General features: G+C 75.6%; 22 protein-coding genes and 1 tRNA gene. 15 read left to right on the forward strand and 8 right to left on the reverse strand.

The features are described from left to right. The first annotated feature begins 35 nt into the window (after positions 1–35). The 3 genes from E9565_RS12300 to E9565_RS12310 are packed head-to-tail and all read left to right on the forward strand — an operon-like array spanning position 36 to position 2,921. Positions 36–1,001 (forward strand): metallophosphoesterase, encoded by a 966-nt coding sequence (locus E9565_RS12300; protein WP_236827835.1) that lies wholly within the window; start codon positions 36–38, stop codon positions 999–1,001. Continuing rightward, complete coding sequence (locus tag E9565_RS12305) at positions 998–1,528, forward strand: hypothetical protein (RefSeq protein ID WP_236835274.1); 531 nt, start codon at positions 998–1,000, stop codon at positions 1,526–1,528. The genes E9565_RS12300 and E9565_RS12305 overlap by 4 nt, the downstream gene beginning before the upstream one ends. Then, entirely contained in the window at positions 1,509–2,921 is a 1,413-nt protein-coding gene (locus E9565_RS12310; protein WP_236827837.1) for a dipeptidase, read from the forward strand. The genes E9565_RS12305 and E9565_RS12310 overlap by 20 nt, the downstream gene beginning before the upstream one ends. Here E9565_RS12310 and E9565_RS12315 read toward each other — a convergent pair. Beyond that, the gene (locus E9565_RS12315) at positions 2,918–3,685 is read right to left on the reverse strand and encodes a putative protein N(5)-glutamine methyltransferase (protein WP_236827838.1); all 768 of its coding nucleotides are present in this window, start codon (positions 3,683–3,685) and stop codon (positions 2,918–2,920) included. The genes E9565_RS12310 and E9565_RS12315 overlap by 4 nt on opposite strands. A 63-nt stretch (positions 3,686–3,748) precedes the next feature. On the opposite strand from E9565_RS12315, the gene E9565_RS12320 reads away from it, so the two are divergent. The 4 genes from E9565_RS12320 (at position 3,749) to nudC (ending at position 8,424) form a co-directional block, all read left to right on the forward strand. Further along, the gene (locus E9565_RS12320; protein WP_236835276.1) at positions 3,749–4,633 is read left to right on the forward strand and encodes a DUF2510 domain-containing protein; all 885 of its coding nucleotides are present in this window, start codon (positions 3,749–3,751) and stop codon (positions 4,631–4,633) included. A gap of 235 nt (positions 4,634–4,868) precedes the next feature. Next, positions 4,869–6,179, forward strand: a complete 1,311-nt coding sequence (locus tag E9565_RS12325; protein WP_236835278.1) for a pitrilysin family protein — start codon at positions 4,869–4,871, stop codon at positions 6,177–6,179. After that, positions 6,176–7,528, forward strand: a complete 1,353-nt coding sequence (locus E9565_RS12330; protein WP_236827841.1) for a pitrilysin family protein — start codon at positions 6,176–6,178, stop codon at positions 7,526–7,528. Before E9565_RS12325 ends, E9565_RS12330 begins: the two co-directional genes overlap by 4 nt. After that, on the forward strand, positions 7,525–8,424 hold the full coding sequence (gene nudC, locus E9565_RS12335) for an NAD(+) diphosphatase (RefSeq protein ID WP_236835279.1): 900 nt from the start codon (positions 7,525–7,527) through the stop codon (positions 8,422–8,424). Before E9565_RS12330 ends, nudC begins: the two co-directional genes overlap by 4 nt. Positions 8,425–8,461: 37 nt before the next feature. Here the strand turns inward: nudC and E9565_RS12340 are convergent, their stop codons facing one another. The 3 genes from E9565_RS12340 to E9565_RS12350 all read right to left on the reverse strand — a co-directional run bounded on the left by E9565_RS12340 (position 8,462) and on the right by E9565_RS12350 (position 9,999). Beyond that, positions 8,462–9,013 (reverse strand): uridine kinase, encoded by a 552-nt coding sequence (locus E9565_RS12340; protein ID WP_236835281.1) that lies wholly within the window; start codon positions 9,011–9,013, stop codon positions 8,462–8,464. Positions 9,014–9,108: 95 nt separating this feature from the next. After that, a complete protein-coding gene (locus E9565_RS12345; protein WP_236835282.1) occupies positions 9,109–9,660 on the reverse strand; it encodes an ANTAR domain-containing protein in 552 nt (183 codons plus the stop codon). 72 nt (positions 9,661–9,732) lie between these two features. Then, positions 9,733–9,999, reverse strand: a complete 267-nt coding sequence (locus E9565_RS12350) for a mycoredoxin (RefSeq protein WP_236827845.1) — start codon at positions 9,997–9,999, stop codon at positions 9,733–9,735. Positions 10,000–10,186: 187 nt separating this feature from the next. On the opposite strand from E9565_RS12350, the gene E9565_RS12355 reads away from it, so the two are divergent. The 4 genes from E9565_RS12355 to E9565_RS12370 all read left to right on the forward strand — a co-directional run bounded on the left by E9565_RS12355 (position 10,187) and on the right by E9565_RS12370 (position 13,414). Continuing rightward, positions 10,187–12,181 carry an ATP-dependent helicase gene (locus tag E9565_RS12355; RefSeq protein WP_236827846.1) on the forward strand — a complete coding sequence of 665 codons (1,995 nt, stop codon included), beginning with the start codon at positions 10,187–10,189 and terminating at the stop codon, positions 12,179–12,181. Positions 12,182–12,378: 197 nt separating this feature from the next. Next, positions 12,379–12,681, forward strand: coding sequence for a hypothetical protein (locus E9565_RS12360; RefSeq protein ID WP_236827847.1), 303 nt, complete (start codon positions 12,379–12,381; stop codon positions 12,679–12,681). 248 nt (positions 12,682–12,929) lie between these two features. Next, on the forward strand, positions 12,930–13,169 hold the full coding sequence (locus E9565_RS12365; RefSeq protein WP_374201433.1) for a WhiB family transcriptional regulator: 240 nt from the start codon (positions 12,930–12,932) through the stop codon (positions 13,167–13,169). Positions 13,170–13,249: 80 nt separating this feature from the next. Then, a complete protein-coding gene (locus E9565_RS12370; RefSeq protein ID WP_236827848.1) occupies positions 13,250–13,414 on the forward strand; it encodes a hypothetical protein in 165 nt (54 codons plus the stop codon). A 128-nt stretch (positions 13,415–13,542) separates the two neighbouring features. On the opposite strand, the gene E9565_RS12375 is transcribed toward E9565_RS12370, so the two are convergent. From E9565_RS12375 to E9565_RS23270, 3 genes are all read right to left on the reverse strand, one after another. Next, the gene (locus E9565_RS12375) at positions 13,543–14,865 is read right to left on the reverse strand and encodes an AarF/ABC1/UbiB kinase family protein (protein WP_236824793.1); all 1,323 of its coding nucleotides are present in this window, start codon (positions 14,863–14,865) and stop codon (positions 13,543–13,545) included. Continuing rightward, on the reverse strand, positions 14,862–16,040 hold the full coding sequence (locus E9565_RS12380) for a ThiF family adenylyltransferase (protein WP_236835284.1): 1,179 nt from the start codon (positions 16,038–16,040) through the stop codon (positions 14,862–14,864). The genes E9565_RS12375 and E9565_RS12380 overlap by 4 nt, the downstream gene beginning before the upstream one ends. Before the next feature lie 166 nt (positions 16,041–16,206). Beyond that, the gene (locus E9565_RS23270) at positions 16,207–16,359 is read right to left on the reverse strand and encodes a DUF5679 domain-containing protein (RefSeq protein ID WP_012950213.1); all 153 of its coding nucleotides are present in this window, start codon (positions 16,357–16,359) and stop codon (positions 16,207–16,209) included. 410 nt (positions 16,360–16,769) lie between these two features. Between E9565_RS23270 and E9565_RS12390 the strand changes: the two genes are divergently transcribed. Further along, positions 16,770–17,360 (forward strand): M48 family metallopeptidase, encoded by a 591-nt coding sequence (locus tag E9565_RS12390; RefSeq protein ID WP_236824791.1) that lies wholly within the window; start codon positions 16,770–16,772, stop codon positions 17,358–17,360. A 4-nt stretch (positions 17,361–17,364) separates the two neighbouring features. Here E9565_RS12390 and E9565_RS12395 read toward each other — a convergent pair whose 3' ends face one another. Continuing rightward, complete coding sequence (locus tag E9565_RS12395; protein ID WP_236824790.1) at positions 17,365–18,771, reverse strand: zinc-dependent metalloprotease; 1,407 nt, start codon at positions 18,769–18,771, stop codon at positions 17,365–17,367. A gap of 129 nt (positions 18,772–18,900) precedes the next feature. Between E9565_RS12395 and E9565_RS12400 the strand changes: the two genes are divergently transcribed. From E9565_RS12400 to E9565_RS12410, 3 genes are all read left to right on the forward strand, one after another. Then, positions 18,901–19,923, forward strand: coding sequence for a PDZ domain-containing protein (locus E9565_RS12400; protein ID WP_236824789.1), 1,023 nt, complete (start codon positions 18,901–18,903; stop codon positions 19,921–19,923). A gap of 153 nt (positions 19,924–20,076) precedes the next feature. After that, positions 20,077–23,055 carry a UPF0182 family protein gene (locus E9565_RS12405; protein WP_236824799.1) on the forward strand — a complete coding sequence of 993 codons (2,979 nt, stop codon included), beginning with the start codon at positions 20,077–20,079 and terminating at the stop codon, positions 23,053–23,055. A 63-nt stretch (positions 23,056–23,118) separates the two neighbouring features. Then, positions 23,119–23,195, forward strand: a tRNA-Met gene (locus E9565_RS12410). The last annotated feature ends 181 nt before the right edge of the window (positions 23,196–23,376 follow it).

Here is a 23,376-nt window from a genome sequence, read left to right on the forward strand (position 1 = left end):
GAACGCCCCGGCGACGACGGTGCGTTGAACCCTTCATGTCGCTCACCAGACGGCAGTTCCTCGCGGCCGCCGCCGGGGTCGGTGGAGCGGCCCTCACCGGGGGAGTCCTCGCCGACCAGGTGTGGCCGCTGCTCAGCCGGGAGGACCTCGTCCCCGGCCGCACGCCCGAGCTCGTCCTGCCCCGGCAGGCCTGGACGACCTCGCCCGACCGGCTGACGTTCGCGGCGGTGGGGGACACCGGGACCGGCGGCCGGCAGGCGATCGCGGTGGCCACCCGGATGGCCCAGGGCTACGAGGCCGATCCGTACGGCCTGGTCGCCCACCTCGGGGACATCTGCTACTACGGCCGCATCGAGGACCGCTTCGAGGACGTCTTCCTGCGCCCCTACGGCCCGCTGGTCGACGCCGGGGTCGACGTCGAGCTGGCCATCGGCAACCACGACGGCGACGTGCACTTCAGCGACGCCCGGCTCGAGGAGATCGAGACCGAGCTGCGGCTGCTGGGCACGCCGGCCCGCTACTACCGCAGCACCCACGGGCCGGTCGACTTCTTCTACCTCGACTCCAGCACGCCCGGCCTGTTCGGCCCCGGGGCCACCGACCAGATCGACTGGCTCGACGACGCGCTCGCGACCTCGGCGAGCCAGTGGAAGGTCGTCTGCCTCCACCACCCGCCGTACTCCTCGGGTCGGCACGGTGACACCCCCGGCGCGGAGGAGAAGCTGGTCCCGGTGCTCGAGCGGCACGCCGTCGACCTCGTGCTGGCCGGCCACGACCACAACTACGAGCGGACGGTCCCGCTCGACGGCATCACCTACGTCGTCAGCGGCGGCGGGGCCAAGCTCACCCCGGTGCGCCCCCGCCGGATCACCGCCGCCGCGGCGTCGGTGCTGCAGTACCTGCACGTCGAGGTCGACGGCGACCGCCTGACCGCCCGATGCATCCGACCCGACGGCGGGCTGGTCGACCGGTTCACGCTCCGGGCGCGCGAGGGCCGGTGAGCACGCGGTTCCGGCCGGTGCGGGCGGTCCGGGAAGGCGCCGCGGCGCTCTACGGGCTGACCGCGCTCGCCGTCGTGGTGGCGCCCGCGCTGATCATCGACTCGACCGCGAGGGGCGGCGGGGTCGCGCCGACGTGGCAGGCGCTGGACCTGCTGGCGGTCAGCGCGGTGCTGGGCCTCGGCTACGGCGTCGTCTGCTTCCGCCGGCTGCGCCGGCAGTCGACCGAGACCAGGTCACGGGCCAACGCCTGGATCGCCGCCGTGCACGCGCTGGTGGCGCTCGCGCTGCTCTCCTCGGTGCTGCTGGCCGTGGTGCTGCACGAGCTCGGCTCGCTGCAGGCCCCGCTGGCCGGCCAGGAGCTGACGTTGCTGGCGCTCTGGGGCGGGGTGCAGCTGGTCGCGATCATGGCCGCCGAGGCGGTCGAGCGCGGGGTGTTCCGCTGGCTGGTCGGCCCCGAGCGGCGGGCGCAGGCGGGGCCGCCGGACGGCGCGGCTACCGTCGGGGACCGTGACCAGCGCCGAACGTGACTTCGTCCTCGACCACCTCGACGACCTGCACACCGACCTCGACGCCTGGCTGCGCATCCCGTCGATCTCGGCCGACCCCGCGCACGCCCGCGACGTCGCGGCCAGCGCCACCTGGCTGGCCGACGCACTGCGCCGCGTCGGCTTCCCGACCGTGGAGATCTGGCAGACCCCCGGCGCCCCCGCCGTCTTCGCGGAGTGGCCCAGCGCCGACGCCGGCGCCCCGGTCGCCCTCGTCTACGGCCACCACGACGTGCAGCCGGTGGACCCGCTGGAGCTGTGGGAGCACCCGCCGTTCGAGCCCACCCGGGTGGAGGGCCCCGACGGCCCGGAACTGCACGCCCGCGGGGCCATCGACGACAAGGGCAACGTCGCCTTCCACCTGCTCGGCATCCGGGCGCACCTGGCCGCCACCGGCCGTGACACCCCCGCCGTCACGGTCAAGCTGCTGATCGAGGGCGAGGAGGAGTCGGGGTCGCCGCACTTCGAGGGCCTGCTCCGCGACAACGCCGACCGGCTCGCCTGCGACGTCGTCGTCGTCAGCGACACCGGCATGGCCGCACCCGACGTCCCCAGCGCGGTGACGGCGATGCGCGGTCTGGCCGACGCCGAGATCACGCTGCGCGGCCCGGCCGTCGACCTGCACTCCGGCTCCTTCGGCGGCGCCGTCCCCAACCCGCTGCACGCGATGGCGGAGCTGCTCGCGGAGCTGCACGACGAGCAGGGCCGGGTGACCATCCCGGGCTTCTACGACCGGGTGCGCCCGCTCAGCGACCGCGAGCGCGAGCTGATGAGCCGGGTGCCGTTCGACGAGCAGGCGTGGCTCGCCGGCCCCGCCGCCTCGCGGGCCACCTACGGCGAGGCCGGCTTCACCACCCTGGAGCGCACCGGCGCCCGGCCGACCGCCGAGGTGAACGGCATGTGGGGCGGCTACACCGGCCCCGGCCACAAGACGATCATCCCGGCCGAGGCGCACGCCAAGGTCACCTTCCGCCTGGTCTCCGACCAGCGGCCGGAGGACATCGGCCCGATGCTGCGGGCCTGGGTCGAGGCCACCGTGCCCGCGGGCATCGAGGCGGAGGTGCACACCCCGCCCGGCGGGGTCGCGCCGTGCGCCAGCGACCTGGACTCCCCGCACATGGACGCGCTGCTCGCCGCCATCGGCCAGGCCTTCGACACCGACCCGGCCGACGTCCTCTTCACCCGCGAGGGCGGCAGCGGCCCGGAGGCGGCGATCGTCGAGGCCCTCGGCGCCCCGCTGCTGTTCCTCGGCGCCGGCCTGCCGACCGACCGGATCCACTCCCCGAACGAGCGGGTGCTGCTGCCGATGCTCTACCGCGGGGCCGAGGCCGCCGCCCACCTGTGGCGGGAGCTGGCCGCCCGCCGCGCAGGCTAGCGACGCGCACCGACGACGACCGTGGCGCCGTGGTCGTCGTCGGTGACCGGCCGGGCCACCAGCCCGGCGGCGGTGACCAGGGCGAGCGCGGCGGGCAGCTGCCCCTCGCTGCACTCGAACAGCAGCGCACCGCCCGGCGCGAGCCACTCCGGAGCCCCCGCGGCGACCCGGCGGGCGAGTGCGAGACCGTCCCCGCCGCCGTCGAGCGCCGTCCGCGGCTCGTGCTGCCGCGCCTCGGGGGGCAGCAGGGCGACCGCCGCCGTCGGCACGTAGGGCACGTTGGCGGTGAGGACGTCGACCCGGCCGCGCAGCCCCGGTGGCAGGGCGCGGAACAGGTCTCCCTCGTGCACGGGCGTGCCCGGGAGGTTCAGCCGGGCGCAGGCCACGGCCGCGGGGTCGACGTCGGCGGCGTGCAGGTCGAGGCCCGGGACGGCGGCGGCCGTCGCCGCGGCCACCGCCCCCGTGCCGCAGCAGAGGTCGACGACGACGGCGCCCGGGCGGGCGAGCGCCACCGCCTCGGCCACCAGCAGCTCGGTGCGGCGGCGCGGCACGAAGACGCCGGGCGCGACGGTGATCCGCAGCCCGCCGAACGCCGCCCAGCCCAGCACCTGCTCCAGCGGTGCGCCGGCCAGCCGCCGCTCGGCCAGCCGGGCCAGCTCGCCGGCGTCACGCGCCTCCGCCGTCAGCAGGGCGGCCTCCTCCTCGGCGAAGACGCAGCCGGCGTCGCGCAGCCGGCGCACGAGGCCGCTGTCGGGGGAGTGCACGGCGGTCTCCTTCGACGGGCGCGGGTTCCGGGGACGCCGCGGCCCACGCCCTACGCTGGGGCCGTGACCGGAGCGGGCCAGGACGCGGCGCCGGGCTGGTACCCCGACCCGGCCGGCACCCCCGGCGTGGTGCGCTGGTGGAGCGGCACCGCGTGGTCCGACGTCATGATGCCCGCGGGCCCGGGCGTGCAGGTCCACCGGGTGGCCGCCCGCACCGCCGTGCACGAGCCGGCCGTGCCGGAGGTCCCGCCGGCGCCCGCCGGCCGGCGCCCCCGCGCCCGGTCGTGGCTGGCCGCCGGCGCGGTGCTGGTGCTCCTCGTCGCCGCCGTCGTCGCGGTGCTGGGCACGGGAGCGGGCGGGGACGGCGCGGACGCCACCGCCCCCGACCCCGGCATCGCACCGGTCCCGGCTCCCGGGGACCCCTTCCCGCCGGGCACGGTGCGGATCGTCGACGAGGTCGCCGGCATCTCCTACCCGTACCTGGGGGAGGGGTGGTCGGAGTTCGACCTGGGCCGGCAGCTGGAGACGACCGCGACCGCCGGGCAGTACTTCACCACCCAGGAGGCCACCCCCGACGGCGGCATCTTCATCTCCCAGTGCACCTCCGGACCGGTCGCCGAGGGGTACGGGTGGGGCGGCCCGTCGACGCTGCAGAGCACGGTGACGACGCTGGCCGCCAGCGTCCGGGCCAACTACTACCCGAGGCCCAACACGATCGAGGTCCGCCGGGACGAGCCACGCACCGTCGACGGGCGCCCCGCCCACCTGCTGGAGTTCCAGCTCACCTGGGACGTCGAGGGCTACGACGCCTCCGGCGAGCGGGCGGCGCTGCTGCTCATCGACGTCGGTGGCCCGGCCCCGGCGCTGCTCTACGTCTCGATCCCCAACACCCACGCCGAGCTCTACGGCGTCATCGACCGGGTCGTCGCCGACGTCGACGTGCTGTGACACCTCCGTGTTGATCAGGTGACCTGATCGTTCCGGGTCCTGGCTCACCGTCGACAGTGAGCTGGGACCCCACCAGGTGAGCCAGGACCCTGCTCTCCACCCTCCGGGAGACCGTGCGGGCCACCGGCGAGCGCGGGTTCCGACGAGGGACGCGGCCGCAGAGGTTCCCCAGGGGTGGGGACGGCGACCGGCCGCAGTGCCACCCCGGGGACGACGTCGTCGTAGTGTCGGGCGCGTGACTGCAGCTGGTACCGAACTGACCCTGCGGCACCCGATCGAACGGTTCACGCTGGACAACGGCCTGCGGGTGGTCCTCGCCCCCGACCGCAGCGTGCCGGTGGTGGCGGTGAGCGTCTACTACGACGTCGGGATGCGCAACGAACCCGAGGGGCGCACCGGCTTCGCGCACCTCTTCGAGCACATGATGTTCCAGGGGTCGGCGAACGTCGCGAAGATGGAGCACGCCCGGCTGGTCCAGGCCGCGGGCGGCACCTTCAACGGCTCCACGCACCAGGACTACACGAACTACTTCCAGGCGCTGCCCGCCGAGGCGCTGGAGCGCGCCCTCTTCCTCGAGGCCGACCGCATGGCGGCGCCGGCGATCACCGAGGAGAACCTCCGCAACCAGATCGACGTGGTGAAGGAGGAGATCCGGGTCAACGTGCTCAACCGCCCCTACGGCGCCTTCCCCTGGCTGCAGCTGCCGCAGGTCGCGTTCGACTCCTTCGCCAACACCCACGACGGCTACGGGTCCTTCGTCGACCTCGAGTCCTCGACGGTCGCCGACGCGACCGACTTCTTCGACAAGTACTACGCGCCGGGCAACGCGGTGCTGTGCATCGGCGGCGACCTCGACGTCGGCGCGACCGAGGAGCTGGTCCACCGGTGGTTCGGCCCGATCCCCGGCCGCCACGTGCCGCCGCTGCCGTACACGGGCGAGCCCTCGCCCACCACCGTCCGCTCCGCCGTGGTCGAGGACCCGCTGGCCACCGCGCCCGCGCTCGCCCTCGGCTGGCGCGTGCCCGACCCGGTCGGTGACTTCGACACCTACCTGGGCAGCGTGCTGCTGGCCGAGCTGCTCAGCGAGGGCGACGCCTCCCGCCTGGAGAGCCGGCTGGTCCACGGCGACCGCATCGCCATCGCCCAGAGCAGCTACGTGGGCCTGTTCGGCGACCCCTTCGACGTCCGCGACGCCACCCTGCTCACCACCCAGGTGCACCACCCGGCCGCGGTCCCGGCCGAGCGCGTCATGGCGGCCGTGCACGAGGAGGTGGGCCGCATCGCGACCGACGGCGTCGGCACCGACGAGCTCCGCCGCGTCCAGGCGCGCATCGAGGCCCAGCTGCTGCAGCAGGCCGACTCCGTGCTGGGCCGCACGCTGGCCTTCGCGGCGGCGGAGCTGGTCCACGGGCGGGCCGAGCTCGCCGGCGAGCTGGCCGCCCGGCTGGCCGCGGTGACCCCGGAGGCGGTGCAGGCCGCCGCCCGGGGGCTGGATCCGGGCACCGCCGCGGTGCTGGAGCTGCGACCGGCAGGAGGTGCCCGATGACCGCCGCCCTGATCCCGCCGCTGGGCGAGCCGCGGCCCCAGCCCGCGCCGGAGGCCGTGGAGACCACGCTGCCCAACGGGCTGCGCGTGGTCGTGGTGCCGCGCCCCGGAGTGCCCCTCGTCGAGCTGCGCCTGCGGGTGCCGTTCGCGGCGGCGAGCGCCCGCAACGCGGGCGTGCACGCGGCGCGCGGCGCCGTCCTCTCCGGTGCGGTGCTGCTCGGCACGCAGCAGCACGACCAGGCGCAGGTCGCCCAGCTGCTGCAGAGCCACGGCGCCGAGCTCTCGGTGAGCACCGACGCCGACCGGCTGGTCTTCGGCACCACGCTGCTGCCCGGCGGGCTCGCCCCGGTGCTGGAGCTGCTCGCCGAGCTGCTGACCGGCGCCAGCTACCCGGCCGGCCGCGTCGACGGCGAGCGCGACCGGCTCGCCGAGCGGATCGCGATCGCCCGCACGCAACCGGGCACGATCGCCCGCTCGGCGCTGGCCGCCCGCCGGTACGGCGCCCACCCGTACGCCATCCAGCTGCCCGACGCCGATCTCGTGGCCGCCGTGCGCGCCCCGGCGCTGCGCCGGCTGCACCGGGAACGGGTGCTCCCCGCCGGCAGCATCCTCGTGCTCGTCGGTGACCTGGACCCCGCGGCGGCGACCGGGACCGCCGCCGCCGCGCTCGAGGTCTGGAGCGGCAGCGGCACGGCGGTGCAGGCCCCGCCGGTGACCGAGCAGCCGGCGCAGGGCATCGAGCTGGTGCACCGGCCCGGTGCGGTGCAGTCGAACCTGCGCCTCGGTGGCCCGGCGCCCGCCCGGACCGATCCCGACCTCCCGGCGACGCGGCTCGCCGCGATGGTCTACGGCGGGTACTTCTCCTCGCGGCTGGTCGAGAACATCCGCGAGCGCCGCGGTTACAGCTACAGCCCGCGCAGCGCGATCGACCACCAGCGGGCGGCGTCGTCCTTCCTCGTCGAGGCCGACGTCGCCACCGAGGTCACCGGCCCGGCGCTGCTGGAGACGCTCTACGAGCTCGGCCGCATGGCGCTGACCCCGGTCACCGAGGCCGAGCTGGACGCGGCGCGCCGGTACGTCCTCGGCAGCATGGCGCTGAGCACCTCCACCCACGCCGGCCTGGCCAGCACGCTGTCGGCGCTGCTCGGCGTGGGCCTGCCGGCCGACTGGCTGAGCACCCACCAGCGCGATCTCACCGAGGTCACCGTGGAGCAGGTGCAGGCCGCCGCCGCCCGCTACCTGGCGCCGGAGGGCCTCACCGCCGTGGTCGTGGGCGACGCCGACCGGGTGGCCGCCGAGCTCGGCACCCTGGCGCCGGTCACCGTCACCGGGGGCGGCGGGCAGGAGTGACCGCCGGCCCCGGCCCCGGCGACGGCGGCCCGCTGCTGTCCCGCTCGGGGCACGACCGGGCCCACCTCGCCCGGACGCTGACCGACCCCACCGGCGGCCGCCCGGTGCGGGTGCTCACGGTCGACGCCACCCGCGCCGTGCCGGTGGAGGAGGGGCCCGCGGGACCCCGCCTGGTGTGGGACGAGCGCCCGGCCCTGCCCGCGGGCGCGGTGTTCCTCGGGGAGGCCGGCGGGGTGCCGTACGCGGCGGTGCGCGGGGAGCGGTCGCTCACCGTCAACGGCCGTCCGGTCGACCACTGGGCCGGGCTGCGCGAGGTCGGCGCGGCCCTGGGCGACCTGGACGCCGGCCTGCTGGCGCAGGCCGTCGGGATCCTCGAGTGGCACGAGCGGAACCGGTTCAGCCCGCTCACCGGGGTGGCGACGACGGTCGAGCGGGCCGGCTGGTCGCAGCGCGACCCCAGCACCGGCACCGAGTTCTTCCCGCGCGTCGACCCAGCGGTGATCATGCTGGTCCACGACGGCGGCGACCGGGTGGTGCTGGGCCGCCAGGGGACGTGGCCGCCCGGGCGGTTCTCCATCCTGGCCGGCTTCGTCGAGCCGGGGGAGTCCGCGGAGGCGGCGGTGGCCCGGGAGGTCGAGGAGGAGGTCGGGCTGCGCGTCACCGACGTCCGCTACGTCGCCAGCCAGCCGTGGCCCTTCCCGCAGTCGCTCATGCTCGGGTTCGTCGCCCGGGCCGACGGCGACCGGCCGCTGCGCCTGGACCCGCACGAGATCGAGGAGGCGCGCTGGTTCACCCGCGAGGAGCTGCGCAGCCGCGACGGGCAGCTGGCGGTGCCGCCGTCGATCTCGATCGCCCGGCACATCCTCGACCGCTGGTTGAGCGGCGAGCTCGGCTGAACGGGCGCGGGCTCCTGCAGCTCGCCGTTCCAGCACGTCACCCGAACCGGCCCTGGAGCACCAGCGCGGGGCGGTCGGGGTGGTCGGCCAGCACGACCGCGTCGGCGAGCGCCACCGGGTCCACCTCGTCGTCGTAGCGGTCGAAGGCCGGCAGCTCCCAGGCCTGCTCCGGCGGCGTGCGCCGTGCCCGCGCGGCCGGGGCCATCCGCAGGTGCACGACGACGTCGAACGCCAGCCCGACCCCCTGCAGCAGCGAGCCGGGCACGAGGAGCACCCCACCGGCCGCTGCCGGACGGCGGGGGAGCCGGGCCGACCGGTCCCGCGCCAGGTCCCACAGCGCCGGGAGGTACTCCCCGGAGCCACCCGGACCGACCGGCCCGAGGACCTCGCGGGCGAGCGCGCCGGTGTCCAGCCAGTCGGTGTAGCGGGCGTCGGGATCGGTGCGGCCGTGCTCGAGCCGCAGCGACGCCGGCCGGTAGAAGCCTTCGGCGGGGACGACGACGGCGGCACGCCCCAGCATCGGCAGCCGGTCGGCGACCTCCCCCGCGAGCGCTCCGGGGCCCGCCGCACCGGGGCCGTCGACGGCCACCCGCAGTGCGGTGGCGCCGGGCTCCGGCGGGACGTCGGCCAGCAGCGCGGCCAGGCGGTCGGCGAGGGCGCCGGGGGTGAGCGGTTCCGGACGGGTCAGGAGCGGCCGTCCGCGGTGGCGACGGCGCCGCTCGGCACGGGCTCGGGCCGCGGTGCCGGCGGTGCCGGGGCGGGAGCGGAGGTGGGCGCCACCACGTCGGACGCCAGGCTCCCGAGCACCTCGCGGGCCAGCTCCACCACGGGCCGGCCCTGCGTGCGCGCCTCGCGGCGCAACCCCTCGAACGCCGCCCGCGGGCTCGTGCCCTGCCGCTCGGCGAGCACCCCGATCGCCCGCTCGGTCGAGACCCGGGCGGCCAGGGCGTGCTCCAGCTGCGCCACGGTGCGCTCCAGCGCGGCGATGCGGGCGTCCACCGGGTCCGTCTCGCCGGGAGCGGCCCCCGGGCCGCGTGCGGAGCGCCGCGCGGACCGGTCCGGCTCCGGCAGCCCGCCCAGCTCGTCGGCCAGGAGGTCGGCCAGGGTCATGCCCTCGACGACGTCCTCGACGGCGTCACCGCCGGCCGGGCCGCCGGGAAGGGGGACGACCACCCAGCCGCGCGCGGCCCGGGTCAGCGCGACCCGAGGCGGTTCCCCGGCCCCCGGGCAGGCCACGATCTCGGTACGGCACGGCGCATCGGGGGACACGCGCCCGTCGGAGGGCCTGGGACCGGGGACCACGGGTGCTCACGCCTCCGGGATGTGTGCCAGCTGGGCCTTCACCGCGTCGATGCTGGGGTTGGTCAGCGCGGTGCCGTCGGGGAAGACCAGCGTGGGGACGGTGCGGTTGCCCCCGTTGGCCTGCATGACCAGGTCCGCCGCCTGCGCGTCGGTCTCGATGTCGACCTCGGCGAACGCGATGCCCTCGCGCTGCATGAGCTTCTTCAGCCGCACGCAGTACCCGCACCACGTGGTGGTGTACATGGTGACGGCGGCGCCGGGGGTCGTGGTCATCGCGGGGGAGTCTCCCTGTTCGTGCCTGGTCGGTCCAGCCCCGGGACGGGGTGGCGTGCTGCCTGCATGCCAACGTGGCGCCCCTGGGGATGCTTCCCGCCGTCCGACGGTGCCGGCTGGGAGGATCGTCCGCGGAGCCGAGGGCTCCGCGGAGGTCCGGGACGAGGAACGGGGAGGGACGCCGGCGATGGCGCACGCGGACGCGGAGGCCGTGCTCGACGGGCTCGACGACGAGCAGCGCGCGGCCGCCCGGGCGGTGTCCGGCCCGGTCTGCATCCTGGCCGGTGCCGGCACCGGGAAGACGCGCACGATCACCCACCGGATCGCCTACGGCGTGCACACCGGCACCTACGTCCCCGAGCAGGTGCTGGCGGTGACGTTCACCGCCCGGGCGGCCGGCGAGCTGCGCGCCCGCCTGGCCGCGCTCGACGTCGGCGGGGTGCAGGCGCGCACCTTCCACGCCGCCGCCATGCGCCAGCTGCGCTACTTCGCCCCCCGGGTGCTGGGCGGCCCGATGCCGGGGCTGATCGAGAACAAGCTGCGGGTGGTCGCCTCCGCCGCCACGCGGAACCGGCTGACCACCGACCGCACCAGCCTGCGCGACCTCGCCAGCGAGATCGAGTGGGCCAAGACCACGCTGGCCACGCCCGAGGACTACCCGGCCCGCGCGAAGGCCGCCGGCCGCGAGGTCCCGTTCGAGCCGGCCGCGGTCGCCGCCGTCTACGCCAGCTACGAGCAGGCCAAGCAGCGCGACGGCGCCCTGGACTTCGAGGACCTGCTGCTGGTCACCGCGTACGCGCTCGAGGAGCACCCGGACGTCGCCCGGCAGGTGCGGGCGCAGTACCGGCACTTCGTCGTCGACGAGTACCAGGACGTCAACCCGCTGCAGCAGCGGCTCCTCGACGCCTGGCTGGGCGGGCGCGCGGAGGTCTGCGTCGTCGGCGACCCCAACCAGACGATCTACTCCTTCACCGGCGCCGACCCCGACTACCTGCTGGGCTTCGCCGACCGCTACGCCGACGCGGCCGTGGTCAAGCTGGAGCGCGACTACCGCTCCACGCCGCAGGTGGTGGGGCTGGCCAACCGGCTGATCGGCCAGGCGCCGCCGCGCAAGGGCCTGCCGGGGCTCCGCCTGCTGGGCCAGCGCCCGCAGGGCCCCGAGCCGCGGTTCGTGGAGCACCCCGACGAGCCGGCGGAGGCCGCGGCGGTCGCGGCCCGCTGCAAGGCCCTGATCGACGAGGGCACGCCCGCCGCCGAGATCGCCGTGCTGTTCCGGATCAACGCGCAGTCGCAGGTGTACGAGTCCGCGCTGGCCGACGCCGGGGTGCCCTACGTGCTCAAGGGCGGCGAGCGGTTCTTCGAGCGGCCCGAGGTGCGCGAGGCGGTGCTGCTGCTCCGCGGGGCGGCCGCCGGGGGCAACGATCCGGGCATGCTCGTGCCCGCCGTCCGCGACGTCCTGGCGTCGACCGGCTGGGTGGAGCACCGCCCGCCGGCAGGGGGTGCGGCGCGGGACCGCTGGCAGTCGCTCGCCGCGCTGGTCGACCTCGCCGTCGACCTGGTGGCCGAGAACCCCGCCCTGGACCTCGCCGGGTTCGTCACCCACCTCGCCGAGCGGGCCGACGCGCAGCACGCGCCCACCGTCCAGGGCGTCACCCTGGCGTCGATGCACGCGGCCAAGGGGCTGGAGTGGGACGTCGTGTTCGTCGTCGGGCTGGTCGACGGCGTGCTGCCGATCGCCCAGTCCCTCAGCCGCCCGGAGGCGGTCGAGGAGGAGCGCCGGCTGCTGTACGTGGCGGTCACCCGGGCCCGGGAGCAGCTGACCCTCTCGTGGTCGCTGGCGCGCAACCCGGGTGGTCGGCGCGCCCGTCCGCGCAGCCGCTTCCTCGACGGGCTGGCGCCGGGCTCCGGGCCGACGGCGCCGCCCCCGCGCCGTCCGGCCAAGCGGGCGAAGGTGGTCCTGGAGGGCGAGGCGGGGGAGCTGTTCGAGCGGCTCCGCGCCTGGCGCAGCCAGACCGCGCAGGACGCGTCCGTGCCCGCCTACGTCGTCTTCTCCGACGCCACGCTCCAGGCCATCGCCGAGAGCCGGCCGGCCAGCCTCCGGGAGCTGTCCGGGCTGCCCGGCATCGGTGCCCGGAAGCTGGAGCTCTACGGCGCCGACGTGCTGGCCACCGTCAGCGGCTGAACGGGTGAGGGAGCCGTCGCCGGCGGCGACGGCAGGCGGTTCCGAGACCCGCCGGGGTCCCCCTGCGGAGGAACCGCGATTAATTGGATTGACCCGGTATCCGGGGCGCCCCTAGTGTCCCGTTCCACACGCGCTGCACCCCCGTGGCGAGCCCGGCCGGCCGGCCGGACCGCGAGAGAGGAAGGAGGGGGTACCCGATGACGATCACCACCACGATCACCGCTGCCTCCGCCGACCTCCTCGGCCGCGGCGGCGTCGACGCGCGCACGGGTGGCCTGATCATGACCGGTCCCGCCGCTCAGCACGAGGGCACCGGTCTGTCCTCCGCCGCCTGCCGCGGTGAGTGGACCGCCGTCCTCGGTGGGGACGCCGGCGCCGCCGCCTTCGACCGGCGCCCGAAGTCGCTCCGCACCGTCGAGCGCCCCTTCGTGCCCACCTACCTGCCCCAGCACGACGGCACCACCCTCGGGATCCGATCCCCCGGGAGACCGCTGAGCTAGCCGCTCACCGGCCCTCCTCGAGGCCGCGGAACCCGAACCCCGGGATCCGCGGCCTTTCTGCTCTCCCCTCCGCGGCACCCGGCCCCGACTTCGGTCGGCGGGCCACCGCCGTCCGTACACGACCAGTACGAGGAGGAGCGGCAGTGCAGCAGACGATCGACCGCCCGACGTCCCACCGCCGGCCCGGGCTCCCGCGGACCGGTGGGCCCAGCCCCCGACGGCCACGCCCGGCCCTGCCCCCTGGACCGGTGCGGCGTCCCCTGCCGTGCCGGGTGGAGGACCCCGAGCTGTGGTTCGCCGAGAACCCGTCGCAGCTGGAACTCGCCAAGAGCTTCTGCGGCGACTGCCCGGTGCGGGAGGCGTGCCTGGCCGGCGCGCTCTCCCGGGCCGAGCCGTGGGGCGTCTGGGGCGGCGAGATCTTCGACCGGGGCGTCGTGATCGCCCGCAAGCGGCCACGTGGCCGTCCCCGGAAGGTCGTCGCGGCGTGAGCCGGCGGCCATCCCCAGCCCGTAAGCACGTGACCAGCAGTTCCGAGCTCCCGACCGGGAGCCGACCGAAGGAATCCGCGATGTACATGTTCGAGCCCGACATGGCCCGCAGCCGCATGAGCGAACTGCAGGCCGAGGCGATGGCCGCGTCCCGCGCCCGTCGTCTGTACCTGGCGCGGCGTGCCTCCCGGCGCGCCGAGCGCGCGGTCCGCCGGGCCGCGCGCGCCAGCGCCGCCGTCTACTAGAAGGACCCCGTCCTCCGCACCCCTCGCACGCTCGGGGCGAGCCTCGGGACGGGGCCGCCTCGGGGCGAGCCTCGGGAGGGGGCCGGCGGACAGTCGCACCGGGCGGGGCCCTCGTGCCCCGCCCGGTGCTACTTCTCGAAGCCGGGGAGCCACTCCTCGAGCACCGTGCGCCAGTCGGCCTCGGCATCGAGCTGGCAGAGCACGCCGATCGACCCGATGGTCACCCGGTGGATGAGCAGGTAGGCGGGCGGCAGGTTCAGCTGCCTGCCCAGCCGGTTGGCCTCGGTCCGCGGGTCGCCGATCCGCATCGCCTGCTCCTGCATCCACGCGCGGGTGAAGCGGAACCGGTCGGCGGCGATCGGCTCCAGCAGCGGGAGCAGGTAGTCCAGGACCGCCTCCGGGTCGACCTGCACCCCCGGCCGCACGAAGCCCTCCGCACGCAGGTCGGCCAGCACCTCCGCCGCGCGTCCTTCCAGCGCCCACCGCACCAGCCGGCCGATCGGCTCCGGGTGGCCGTCGGGCAGCCGGGCGGTCGCGCCGAAGTCGATCACGCCGAGGCGGCCGTCGGGCAGCATCCGGAAGTTGCCCGGGTGCGGGTCGGCGTGCAGCAGGCCGGCGCGCTGCGGCCCGGAGAAGTGCAGCGTGGCCAGCAGCCGCCCGGCGCGGTCGCGCTGCTCCCGGGTTCCCGTGGCGATGATCCGGGACAGCGGCGTCCCCTCGATCCACTCGGAGACGACGACCTTCGGCGCGCTGGCGACGATCCGCGGGACGGCGATCTCCGGGTCTCCGGCGTAGGCGGCGGCGAACGCCCGCTGGGCGTCGGCCTCGAGGCCGTAGTCCAGCTCCTCCACCACCCGCGCCTTGAGCTCGGCGATCAGCGGCTTCACGTCCAGCCCGGGGAAGACGGCGGCGAACAGCCGGGCGAAGCGGGCCAGCTGGTTGAGGTCGCTCATCAGCGCCGTCGCCGCGCCGGGGTACTGGATCTTCACGGCGACGTCGCGGCCGTCCCGCCACGTGGCGCGGTGCACCTGGCCGATGCTGGCCGCCGCGGCCGGCGCGTCGTCGAAATCGGCGAAGCGCTGGCGCCACGTGCCGCCCAGCTGCTGGGCGAGGACCGCGTGCACGGTCCGCACCGGCATCGGCGGCGCCTCCTCCTGCAGCTTGGTGAGCGCCTCGCGGTACGGCGCCGCCATCTCCTCGGGGACCGCCGCCTCGAACACCGACAGCGTCTGGCCGAGCTTCATGGCGCCGCCCTTGAGCTGGCCCAGCACGGCGAACAGCTGCTCGGCGGTGCGCTGCTGCAGCTCGGCGTTCACCGCCTCGGCCGGTCGGCCGGACAACCGCTTGCCGATCCCCAGGGTGGCGCGCCCCGCGGCACCCAGGGGCAGGGAGGCCAGGCGCGCGGTCCGTGCGACCGATCCCCCTGGCATGGCCGGTCGCTCGTCGCTCACGCGTCCTCCTCGCCGGCGGCCGGGCGGAGCGGCGCCGTGTCGTGCCCGGTGAGCCCGAGAGCTCGGTCACCGGCCATTGTCGCCCGAGCGGCGGGGCTCCCGCCCGCAGGGCGTGCTCCACCCCCCTCCGGGGGACCGTCGCCGGCGGCCGCAGCGCCGCAGCCGCACGACGGGTGCGGGGGCCATCGGCGCAGGTGGGGCAGGAGGTCGGGCGGGCGCAGCTCGACGGTGGCGTCGAGGGTGGCCGGCGCGCCGCGCCCGTCGATGCAGGCCAGCACCTGGCCGGCCGCGAGCACCGCGGTGAGCAGGCAGGTGAGGGTGGCGCCGCTGGGCGGTGGCTCGGTCGCGGTCAGCTGGGCCGCGAGCCGGGGCCAGCGCGGATCGGCGTCCCGGCGGTGCAGGTCCGCGCAGCGCAGGCAGCTGCTGGCGCCGGGCACGACCAGGGGGCCGACGACGCCGGTCTCCCCGCGCACGGTGGCCACCAGGTGCACCCCCGGTACCCCCGGCACCACCGGGTCGGAGGCGGCCCACGGCCGGGTGAGGACCACGAGGTCGGGCCGGAGCCCGGCCGGGAGGGGCCCCAGGTCGGTGAGCGGGCTCGCCCGGCGGACGGCGTCCGCCGCGGCCACGGCACGGGGGCGCCCCTCGTCCGCGGCGGTCACGCCGCCCACCACGGCATCCGCGGCGCTGACCACGCCCGCGTCCCGGACCACGACGCGGCCGACGCCGCTCGCGGCCAGGACCGCGGCCAGCGGCGTGCCCACGCGCGTGGCGCCCTCGACCACCACGGTCGCCCGCCGCCGGGCCCGCCACCCCCCGGCACCGGGGGAGGAGCCGGCGGCAGGCAGTTCCACGGCCGCGCGTGCGGCCGCCGCGGGGCCGGGGTCGATGGCGAGCAGGTCGGCGGGATCGAGGTCGTGGACCAGGCCCGCGGAGCGGAGGGCGTCGACCGCGGCGTCCACGAGCCCCGGCGCCAGGCCCTCCCCGGCGGCCTGGGCCCGCACCGCGCGCCGTGACCGTCGGCCGTCGAGGGCGCGCAGCACGGGCCTCAGCCCGGCGGCTGGCGCCAGGAGCAGCCCGTCGGTGGAGTCCACGCCGCCGACCTGGACGCTCCCGGCGTCCCCGGCGAGCAGCGGGGTCGCCGCGGGGAGGAGGGGATGGGCGTTGTCGCTCACCCGGGCAGGGTGGCAGCCGGGCAGCACCCCCCGGGCCCGTTGTCCACAGGCCCCACGACGACGGCGGCGCCCCCCTCAGGGGACGCCGCCAGTGACGTGCCGGAACGGCCACCCTCCAGGGGCCCGCGCCGAGCCTGCGGGGTGCGGGGAGGAGGGTGGTCCTCCCTCAGGCCTTGCCGAGGATGCGGTTCATCTTGGTGCCGCAGACCGGGCAGGTGCCCTGCGCCATGCGTCGCCCGGACTCGCTCACCTTGACCTCGCCGTCGAAGTCGCGCTTCTCCTTGCACTTCACGCAGTAGCCGTTGTAGCTCTCCGCCACGGGATCTCCTCGTCTCCGGGGCGCCCCGGCTCGCACGCCGGGCGCCGTTCGCGAGAACGCTACCCGTGGCTGCCCGCGCCGACCGCCCGACGCCGGGCCCGTCCGGGGCGTCCGGCGGTGCCGGGCGCGAGCGCGTTCCCCACAGCTGTGGACGGAGCTGTGGACGCCATGGGGACGGCGTGGCGTGTCGCTGTGCGGAACCGGGGGACGGATCGGGGACGGTCCACCGGCAGCCACCGCGGACGGCGCGCCCACCAGCGCAGACGTCCCCGGGCAGGGTGTGGACCCCCGCGCCCGGGCACCCTCGTCACCGGGTGGAGCGGCGGCGATGTCCACCGTCCGTGCGACCTGCACCCGAGCGGGTGTCCCTGCGCGGGCGCCACGCCCGGACGGTGCCCTACGGTCTCCTCGTGCCCGGAACGACTCCTCCTGCGAGCGCCCTGCCTGAGCCGGCGGACGGCGACGTCGTGGAGGTCCGGCGCAGCAGCCGCCGCCGCCGCACGGTGACCGCCTACCGCGAGCTGGGGCGCACCGTGGTGCTCATCCCGGCGGCCTTCAGCCCGGCCGAGGAGCAGCGCTGGGTCGAGCAGATGGTCGCCAAGCTGCGCACCCGCGAGGAGCGGCGCAAGCGCTCGCTCGGGGGCGACGCCGAGCTCCTGGCGCGGGCGCGGGCGCTCTCTGCCGCCCACCTCGACGGCCTCGCCGAACCGGCCAGCGTGCGGTGGGTGGACAACCAGCACCGCCGCTGGGGCTCCTGCACGCCGGCGGACCGGACGATCCGGCTCTCCAGCCGGCTGCGCTCCATGCCGGAGTACGTCGTCGACTACGTGCTGGTGCACGAGCTGGTGCACCTGCTCGAGCCGGGGCACGACGAGCGGTTCTGGGCCCTGGTGGCGCAGTACCCGCGGGCGGAGCGGGCGCGCGGCTTCCTCGAGGGCGTCGAGCTGGCGTCCACCGCCGGGGCGGCGGGCGCCGACCCGCTCCCCGACGTGGACGGCTGAGCCGCTACCCCTCGCCGCCCAGCTCGCGCCGGTCCTCGTCCTCGTCCTCGGTCGGCGGGTCGTCGGACGGCCGGTCGGGCGCCTGCTCCGCGTCGTCGGCGGTCAGTGCGGCCAGCTCGTCGTCCAACCCCTGGCGGGCGACGAAGTCCAGCGGCTCGTCCAGGTCCTCCGACGTCGGCAGCAGGTCGGGGTGGGACCACAGCCGGTCCCGCTCCGCGCTGCCGTGCTGCTGACCCATCGCCCCCCACACCGTCGCCGCGTCGCGCAGCCGGCGCGGTCGCAGCTGCAGCCCGACCAGCGTGGCGAAGGTCTGCTCGGCGGGGCCGCCGGAGGCCCGGCGGCGGCGCATCGTCTCGGCGAGCGCGGCGTGGCCGGGCAGCCGGTCGGCCGCGGCGGCGGCGACCACGGCGTCCACCCACCCCTCGACGAGGGCCAGCAGGGTCTCCAGGCGCCGCAGGGCCATCTGCTGCTCGGGGGTCTCCTCGGGCTCCAGCACGCCGCTGCCCAGCAGGCGCTGGATGCTCTCCGGGTCGCTCGGGTCCAGCCCGCCGCCCATGCCGCCGGCCATCGCCTCGTTGATGCCCCGCTCGATCGCCTCGCGGTCGATGGTGATGCCGCGGGCGTAGGCGTGCACGGCGTCCTGGAGCTGCTGGCGCAGCCACGGGACGTGCGCGAACAGCCGCTGCGACGCCGCCTCCCGCAGGGCGACGAACAGCCGGACCTCGTCGGCCGGGCGGTCGAGGCCCTCGGCGAAGGAGGCCAGGTTCTGCGGCACGAGCACGCCGGTGCCGGCGGGTGCCAGCGGCAGCCCGACGTCGGTGCTGGTGAGCACCTCCCCGGCCAGCGAACCGAGCGCCTGCCCCACCTGGGCGCCGAACATGAGGCCGCCCATGCGGCCCATGATCCCGGCGATCGGGCCGAGGGACATCGCCGCTTCCTGGGGCAGGGCGCTGGTCATGGCCGCCACCACCCGCTCGGCCAGCGGGTCGATCAGCGCAGCCCACGCGGCCTGGGTCTGCTCCACCCACTCGACCCGCGACCACGCGGTGGTCCGCTCGATGCCGGAGGGCAGCTCGGTCACCTGGTCCAGCCACAGGTCGGCCAGCCGGAGCGACTCGGCGGCCGCGGCGCGCTCCTGCTCCGACGTCGGCTGGTGCCCGGCCGCGAGCTGGCTGATCGCGCCCTGCCGGGCGAGGTCCCAGTTGACCGGACCGCCCGACCAGTTCATGAGCTTCTGCAGCTCGGCGAACAGCGGCATCTTGCCGAGCACGTCCTCGGGCGACCCGCCACCGGCCATGCCGCCGAAGAGGGCGCCGAGGCCGAACGGGTCACCGCCCTGGTCGCCGCGGCCGGGCTCGCGGCGCTCGGGGTCGCGGTCGGACGGGCCGAAGCCGAACGGGATGTCGCTCATGCGCCCACGGTAGACGTGCGATCTTCGGCCGGTGAAGGCGTTCGCCGGCAGCGCACGGCCCCCTGCAGGGCCCGCCGCGAGCCTTCGAGCGGTGGGGGGCAGGAGGTCCTTCACCTAGGCTCGCGCCTCGTGACCCGTCGCAACGCCGTCCTCAGCGTGGGCGCCGTGCTCCTGCTGCTGTTCGGCGTGCTCGGCACGACCGTGCCCGTGCCCTACGTCGCGCAGGTGCCCGGCCCCACCTTCGACACGCTCGGTGAGGTCGACGGCGAGCCGATCATCGCGGTGGAGGGCCGGGAGCGCAACGAGGTGGAGGGCGACCTCAACCTGACCACCGTCGGGGTCAGCCGCAGCGGGCTCAGCCTCGTGCAGGCGGTCCGCGGCTGGTTCGACGACGAGGTCAGCGTCGTCCCCGAGGAGACGGTCTACCCACCGGACCGCAGCGAGGAGGAGACCCGGGAGGTCAACCGCCAGGCCTTCGTCACCTCGGAGCAGGCGGCCGAGAGCGTCGCCCTCGGCGAGCTCGGCTACCCGGAGAAGGTGGTCGTGCGGGGGGTCCCCGAGGGCTCGCCGTCGGAGGGTCAGCTGGAGGAGGGCGACGCCCTGGAGACCGTCGACGGCCGACCGGTGCCCGACGCCGAGGTCCTCGCCGACGTCCTGAGCGGCATCCCACCCGGCACGGAGGTCACCGTCGGCTACACGCGGCTGGGCGAGCCGGGCACCGCCACGATCACCACGCAGGCGGCCGAGGAGCGGGCCGGGTCGCTGCTGGGCGTCAACGTCCTCGACCAACCCTCGGCGCCGTTCGACGTCGACATCCAGGTGGCCGACGTCGGCGGCCCGTCGGCCGGGCTCATGCTCACCCTCGGGATCCTCGACCTGGTCGGGGAGGAGGACCTGACCGGTGGCGCGGCGATCGCCGGCACCGGGACGATCGACCTCGCCGGCAACGTCGGCCCCATCGGCGGCATCGCGCTGAAGATGGTGGCCGCACGCGACATCGGGGCCGACCTCTTCCTCGTCCCGGCCGGCAACTGCGCCGAGGCGCTGGCCGCGCCCGACACCGGCGTGCCGACGGCGCGGGTCGCCACGCTGGACGACGCCCTGACGGCCCTCGCCGACCTGCGCGCCGGCCGCACCCCGGAGGGCTGCTGACCCCGGCGCGCCGACCTGCCCCGGGAACCCCGCGCCGTCCGGTGCGTTGTCCATGAGGCCGGGTTCGCCCGGCGCCGCACCACCCGACCCCCGCGGTCGATCGTCGCGCGGCCGAGAGGCCGCGCCTGCAACTGAAGGAGACCGCTCGTGGCCATGCGGCCCCCCGTGCCGGTACCGACGCTGTCGCGGCGCGCGAAGCTGGTCATCGGCGCCATCGCCGTGCTGCTGGTGCTGTTCACCGCCGTCGGCACCCTCACCAACGTCTACGTCGACTACCTGTGGTTCGACGAGACCGGCTTCACCGAGGTGTTCTGGACCGAGCTCCAGGCCCGCGCGCTGCTGTTCGCCGTGGCGGGCGTGGCGACCGGTGGGCTCACCGCGCTGGCCATGTACCTGGCCTACCGCTTCCGCCCCACGTTCCGCCCCATGTCGCTCGAGCAGCAGAACCTGGAGCGCTACCGCCAGTCCCTGGAGCCGCGGCGCGGCCTGGTGCTCACCGGCATCGCCGTCGTCCTCGGCCTGTTCGCCGGGTTCACCGCGCAGAGCAGCTGGGAGACCTGGCTGTCGTTCCGCAACAGCACCGACTTCGGCCGCACCGACCCCCAGTTCGGCGTCGACCTGTCGTTCTTCGTCTTCGACTACCCCTTCTACCGGCTGCTGCTGGGCTTCGGGTTCGCGGTCGTCATCCTGGCGCTGATCGGCTCGCTGCTGACCCACTACGTGTTCGGTGGGCTGCGGCTGCAGACCCCCGGCCAGAAGCTGACCGGCGCCGCCCGCGTGCAGCTCTCGGTGCTGCTGGGCTTCTTCCTCGCCCTCAAGGCCGTCGCCTACTGGCTGGACCGGTACGGGCTGGTCTACTCCGGCCGCGGCGACGTCTTCACCGGTGCCAGCTACACCGACGTCAACGCCCTGCTGACACCGAAGACGATCCTGGTGTTCGTGGCGGCCGTGTGCGCCCTGGCGTTCTTCGCCAACATCGTCGTCCGCAACTTCCTCCTGCCGGCCGCGGCGCTGGTGCTGCTGCTGGTCTCCAGCCTGGCGATCGGCGTGGCCTACCCGGCGGTCGTCCAGCAGTTCGTCGTCGGCCCCAGCGCCAACGAGAAGGAGGCGCCCTACATCGAGCGGGCGATCGCGGCGACGCGGGACGCCTACGACCTGACCGAGATCGACTACGTGAACTACGCGCAGCAGGCGACGGGCGACGAGGTCGATCCCGAGGCCGCCCTGGCCGATCTGCGCGCGGACTCCGAGACGATCCCGAACGCCCGGCTGCTGGACCCCAACGTGCTCTCCGACACGTTCACCGCGCGCCAGCAGATCCGCAACGTGTACGGCTTCCCCGAGAAGCTGGACATCGACCGCTACACGATCGACGGCGAGACCCGCGACTACGTCGTGGCGGTGCGCGAGCTCAACAGCTCGGGCCTCTCGGAGAACCAGAACACCTGGATCAACCGGCACACCGTCTACACGCACGGCAACGGGTTCGTGGCCGCGCCGGCCAACGAGGTCGTCGCCGGGCAGGAGGGTGGCGAGCCGCGGTTCACCACCCGCGACCTACCCACCCGCGGCAACATCGACGTCGACGAGCCGCGGATCTACTACGGCGAGCTGATCGAGATCAACGGCCAGGACGTGTACTCCGTCGTCGGGGCCCCCGAGGGCGCCGAGCCGCGCGAGTTCGACCTCCCCGAGGGCGGGTCGGACGAGCGCCAGATCAACAACACCTACGAGGGCGAGGGCGGCGTCGAGATCGGCAGCTTCTTCCGGCAGCTGACCTTCGCGATCCACTACCGCGAGCGCAACTTCCTGCTCTCCAGCGCGGTCAACGAGGAGTCCAAGGTCCTCTACGTCCGCAACCCGCGGGACCGCGTGGAGAAGGTCGCGCCGTTCCTCGAGGTCGACGGCGACCCCTACCCGGCGGTCATCGACGGCGAGATCAAGTGGATCCTCGACGGCTACACGACGTCGGACTCCTACCCCTACGCCGAGCAGACGCAGCTGGGCGAGGTCGCCGCGGATGCGCTGACCGGCACGGGGACGACGGCGCTGCCGAACGAGACGGTCAACTACATCCGGAACTCGGTCAAGGCGACCGTCGACGCCTACGACGGCACCGTGACGCTGTACGAGTGGGACACCGAGGACCCGGTGCTCAAGACCTTCATGAAGGCATTCCCGGGGGTCGTGCAGGAGCGGGAGTCGATGCCCGAGGCCCTGGTGGACCACGTCCGCTACCCGGAGGACCTGTTCAAGGTGCAGCGGGACATCCTGACCCGCTACCACGTCGACGACCCGCAGAACTTCTACAGCGGCAACGACCGCTGGCAGATCCCGGACGACCCGACGCAGAACACCGACCAGGCCCAGCCGCCGTACTACATCCTGGCGGAGCGGCCCGGCGAGGAGGGCGCGTCGTTCCAGCTGACCAGCGCGCTGAACGCCTTCAACCGGCAGAACCTGTCGGCGTTCGTCTCGGCGTCCAGCGATGCGGACACCTACGGGCAGCTCCAGGTGCTGCGGCTCCCGGGGAACACGCCGTTCCGCGGACCGCAGCAGGTGCAGCAGTCGTTCAACACCAACGACGAGGTCGCCCGTGACCTGAACCTGTTCCGCAGCGCGGACTCCACCCCGGTGTTCGGCAACCTGCTCACCCTGCCGATCGGCGACGGCGGGCTGCTCTACGTCGAGCCGCTCTACGTCGAGGGCACCGGGGAGAACTCCTTCCCGCTGCTGCGCAAGGTGCTGGTCAACTACGGCGACCGGGTCGGCTACGCCGACACGCTGGCCGAGGCGCTGGACCAGGTGTTCGGTCCGGGGGCCGGGGAGTCGGCCGTCGACAGCGACGACACCGGTGCCGACGGCGATGCCTCCGGCGACCTGCCGGAGACGCCCGAGGAACCGGCGCCGGACACGCCGGCGCCGGCCGATCCGCCGGTCAACGGTGGCGGGGACGCCCCGAGCACCCCGGACATGGCGGCCGCGGTGGCCGACATGAACGCGGCGCTCGAGGCGCTCGCCACGGCGCAGCGCGACGGCGACTTCGCCGGCCAGGGGCAGGCGCTGGAGGACCTGCAGGCGGCCGTCACCGCCTACCAGGAGGCGCAGCGGGCAGCCGGGGCAGCCGACTGACGACCCCGGGCGGCGGGTGCCCCGGCACCTGCCGCCCGGGAGCTGGTACGGTGTTGTCACCGACGCGGGGTGGAGCAGCTCGGTAGCTCGCTGGGCTCATAACCCAGAGGTCGCAGGTTCGAATCCTGTCCCCGCTACCACCACGAAGGCCCGGCCCCCAAGGGGCCGGGCCTTCGTCGTTCCTGGCCTCCGGTCGTGCTCGGGCCCCGGGCGGAGGACCGCTCAGCGGGCGTGGAGCGCGCCGGCGTCGGCGTGCTGGCGAGACCGGTGGTCCTCCTCCCGCGGCGTGCGGCGGTACGGCGTGGGGCGGGGGCGCCCGGG

It is taken from the genome of Blastococcus sp. KM273129, assembly GCF_021698995.1.
Lineage (GTDB): Bacteria > Actinomycetota > Actinomycetes > Mycobacteriales > Geodermatophilaceae > Blastococcus.

Coding starts and splice junctions, on each gene's coding strand:
- E9565_RS12360 (WP_236827847.1), top strand. CDS start 12,379: ATGACGATCACCACCACGATCACCGCTGCCTCCGCCGACCTCCTCGGC.
- E9565_RS12355 (WP_236827846.1), top strand. CDS start 10,187: ATGGCGCACGCGGACGCGGAGGCCGTGCTCGACGGGCTCGACGACGAG.
- E9565_RS12370 (WP_236827848.1), top strand. CDS start 13,250: ATGTACATGTTCGAGCCCGACATGGCCCGCAGCCGCATGAGCGAACTG.
- E9565_RS12405 (WP_236824799.1), top strand. CDS start 20,077: ATGCGGCCCCCCGTGCCGGTACCGACGCTGTCGCGGCGCGCGAAGCTG.
- E9565_RS12395 (WP_236824790.1), bottom strand. CDS start 18,771: ATGAGCGACATCCCGTTCGGCTTCGGCCCGTCCGACCGCGACCCCGAG.
- E9565_RS12330 (WP_236827841.1), top strand. CDS start 6,176: ATGACCGCCGCCCTGATCCCGCCGCTGGGCGAGCCGCGGCCCCAGCCC.
- E9565_RS12300 (WP_236827835.1), top strand. CDS start 36: ATGTCGCTCACCAGACGGCAGTTCCTCGCGGCCGCCGCCGGGGTCGGT.
- E9565_RS12350 (WP_236827845.1), bottom strand. CDS start 9,999: ATGACCACGACCCCCGGCGCCGCCGTCACCATGTACACCACCACGTGG.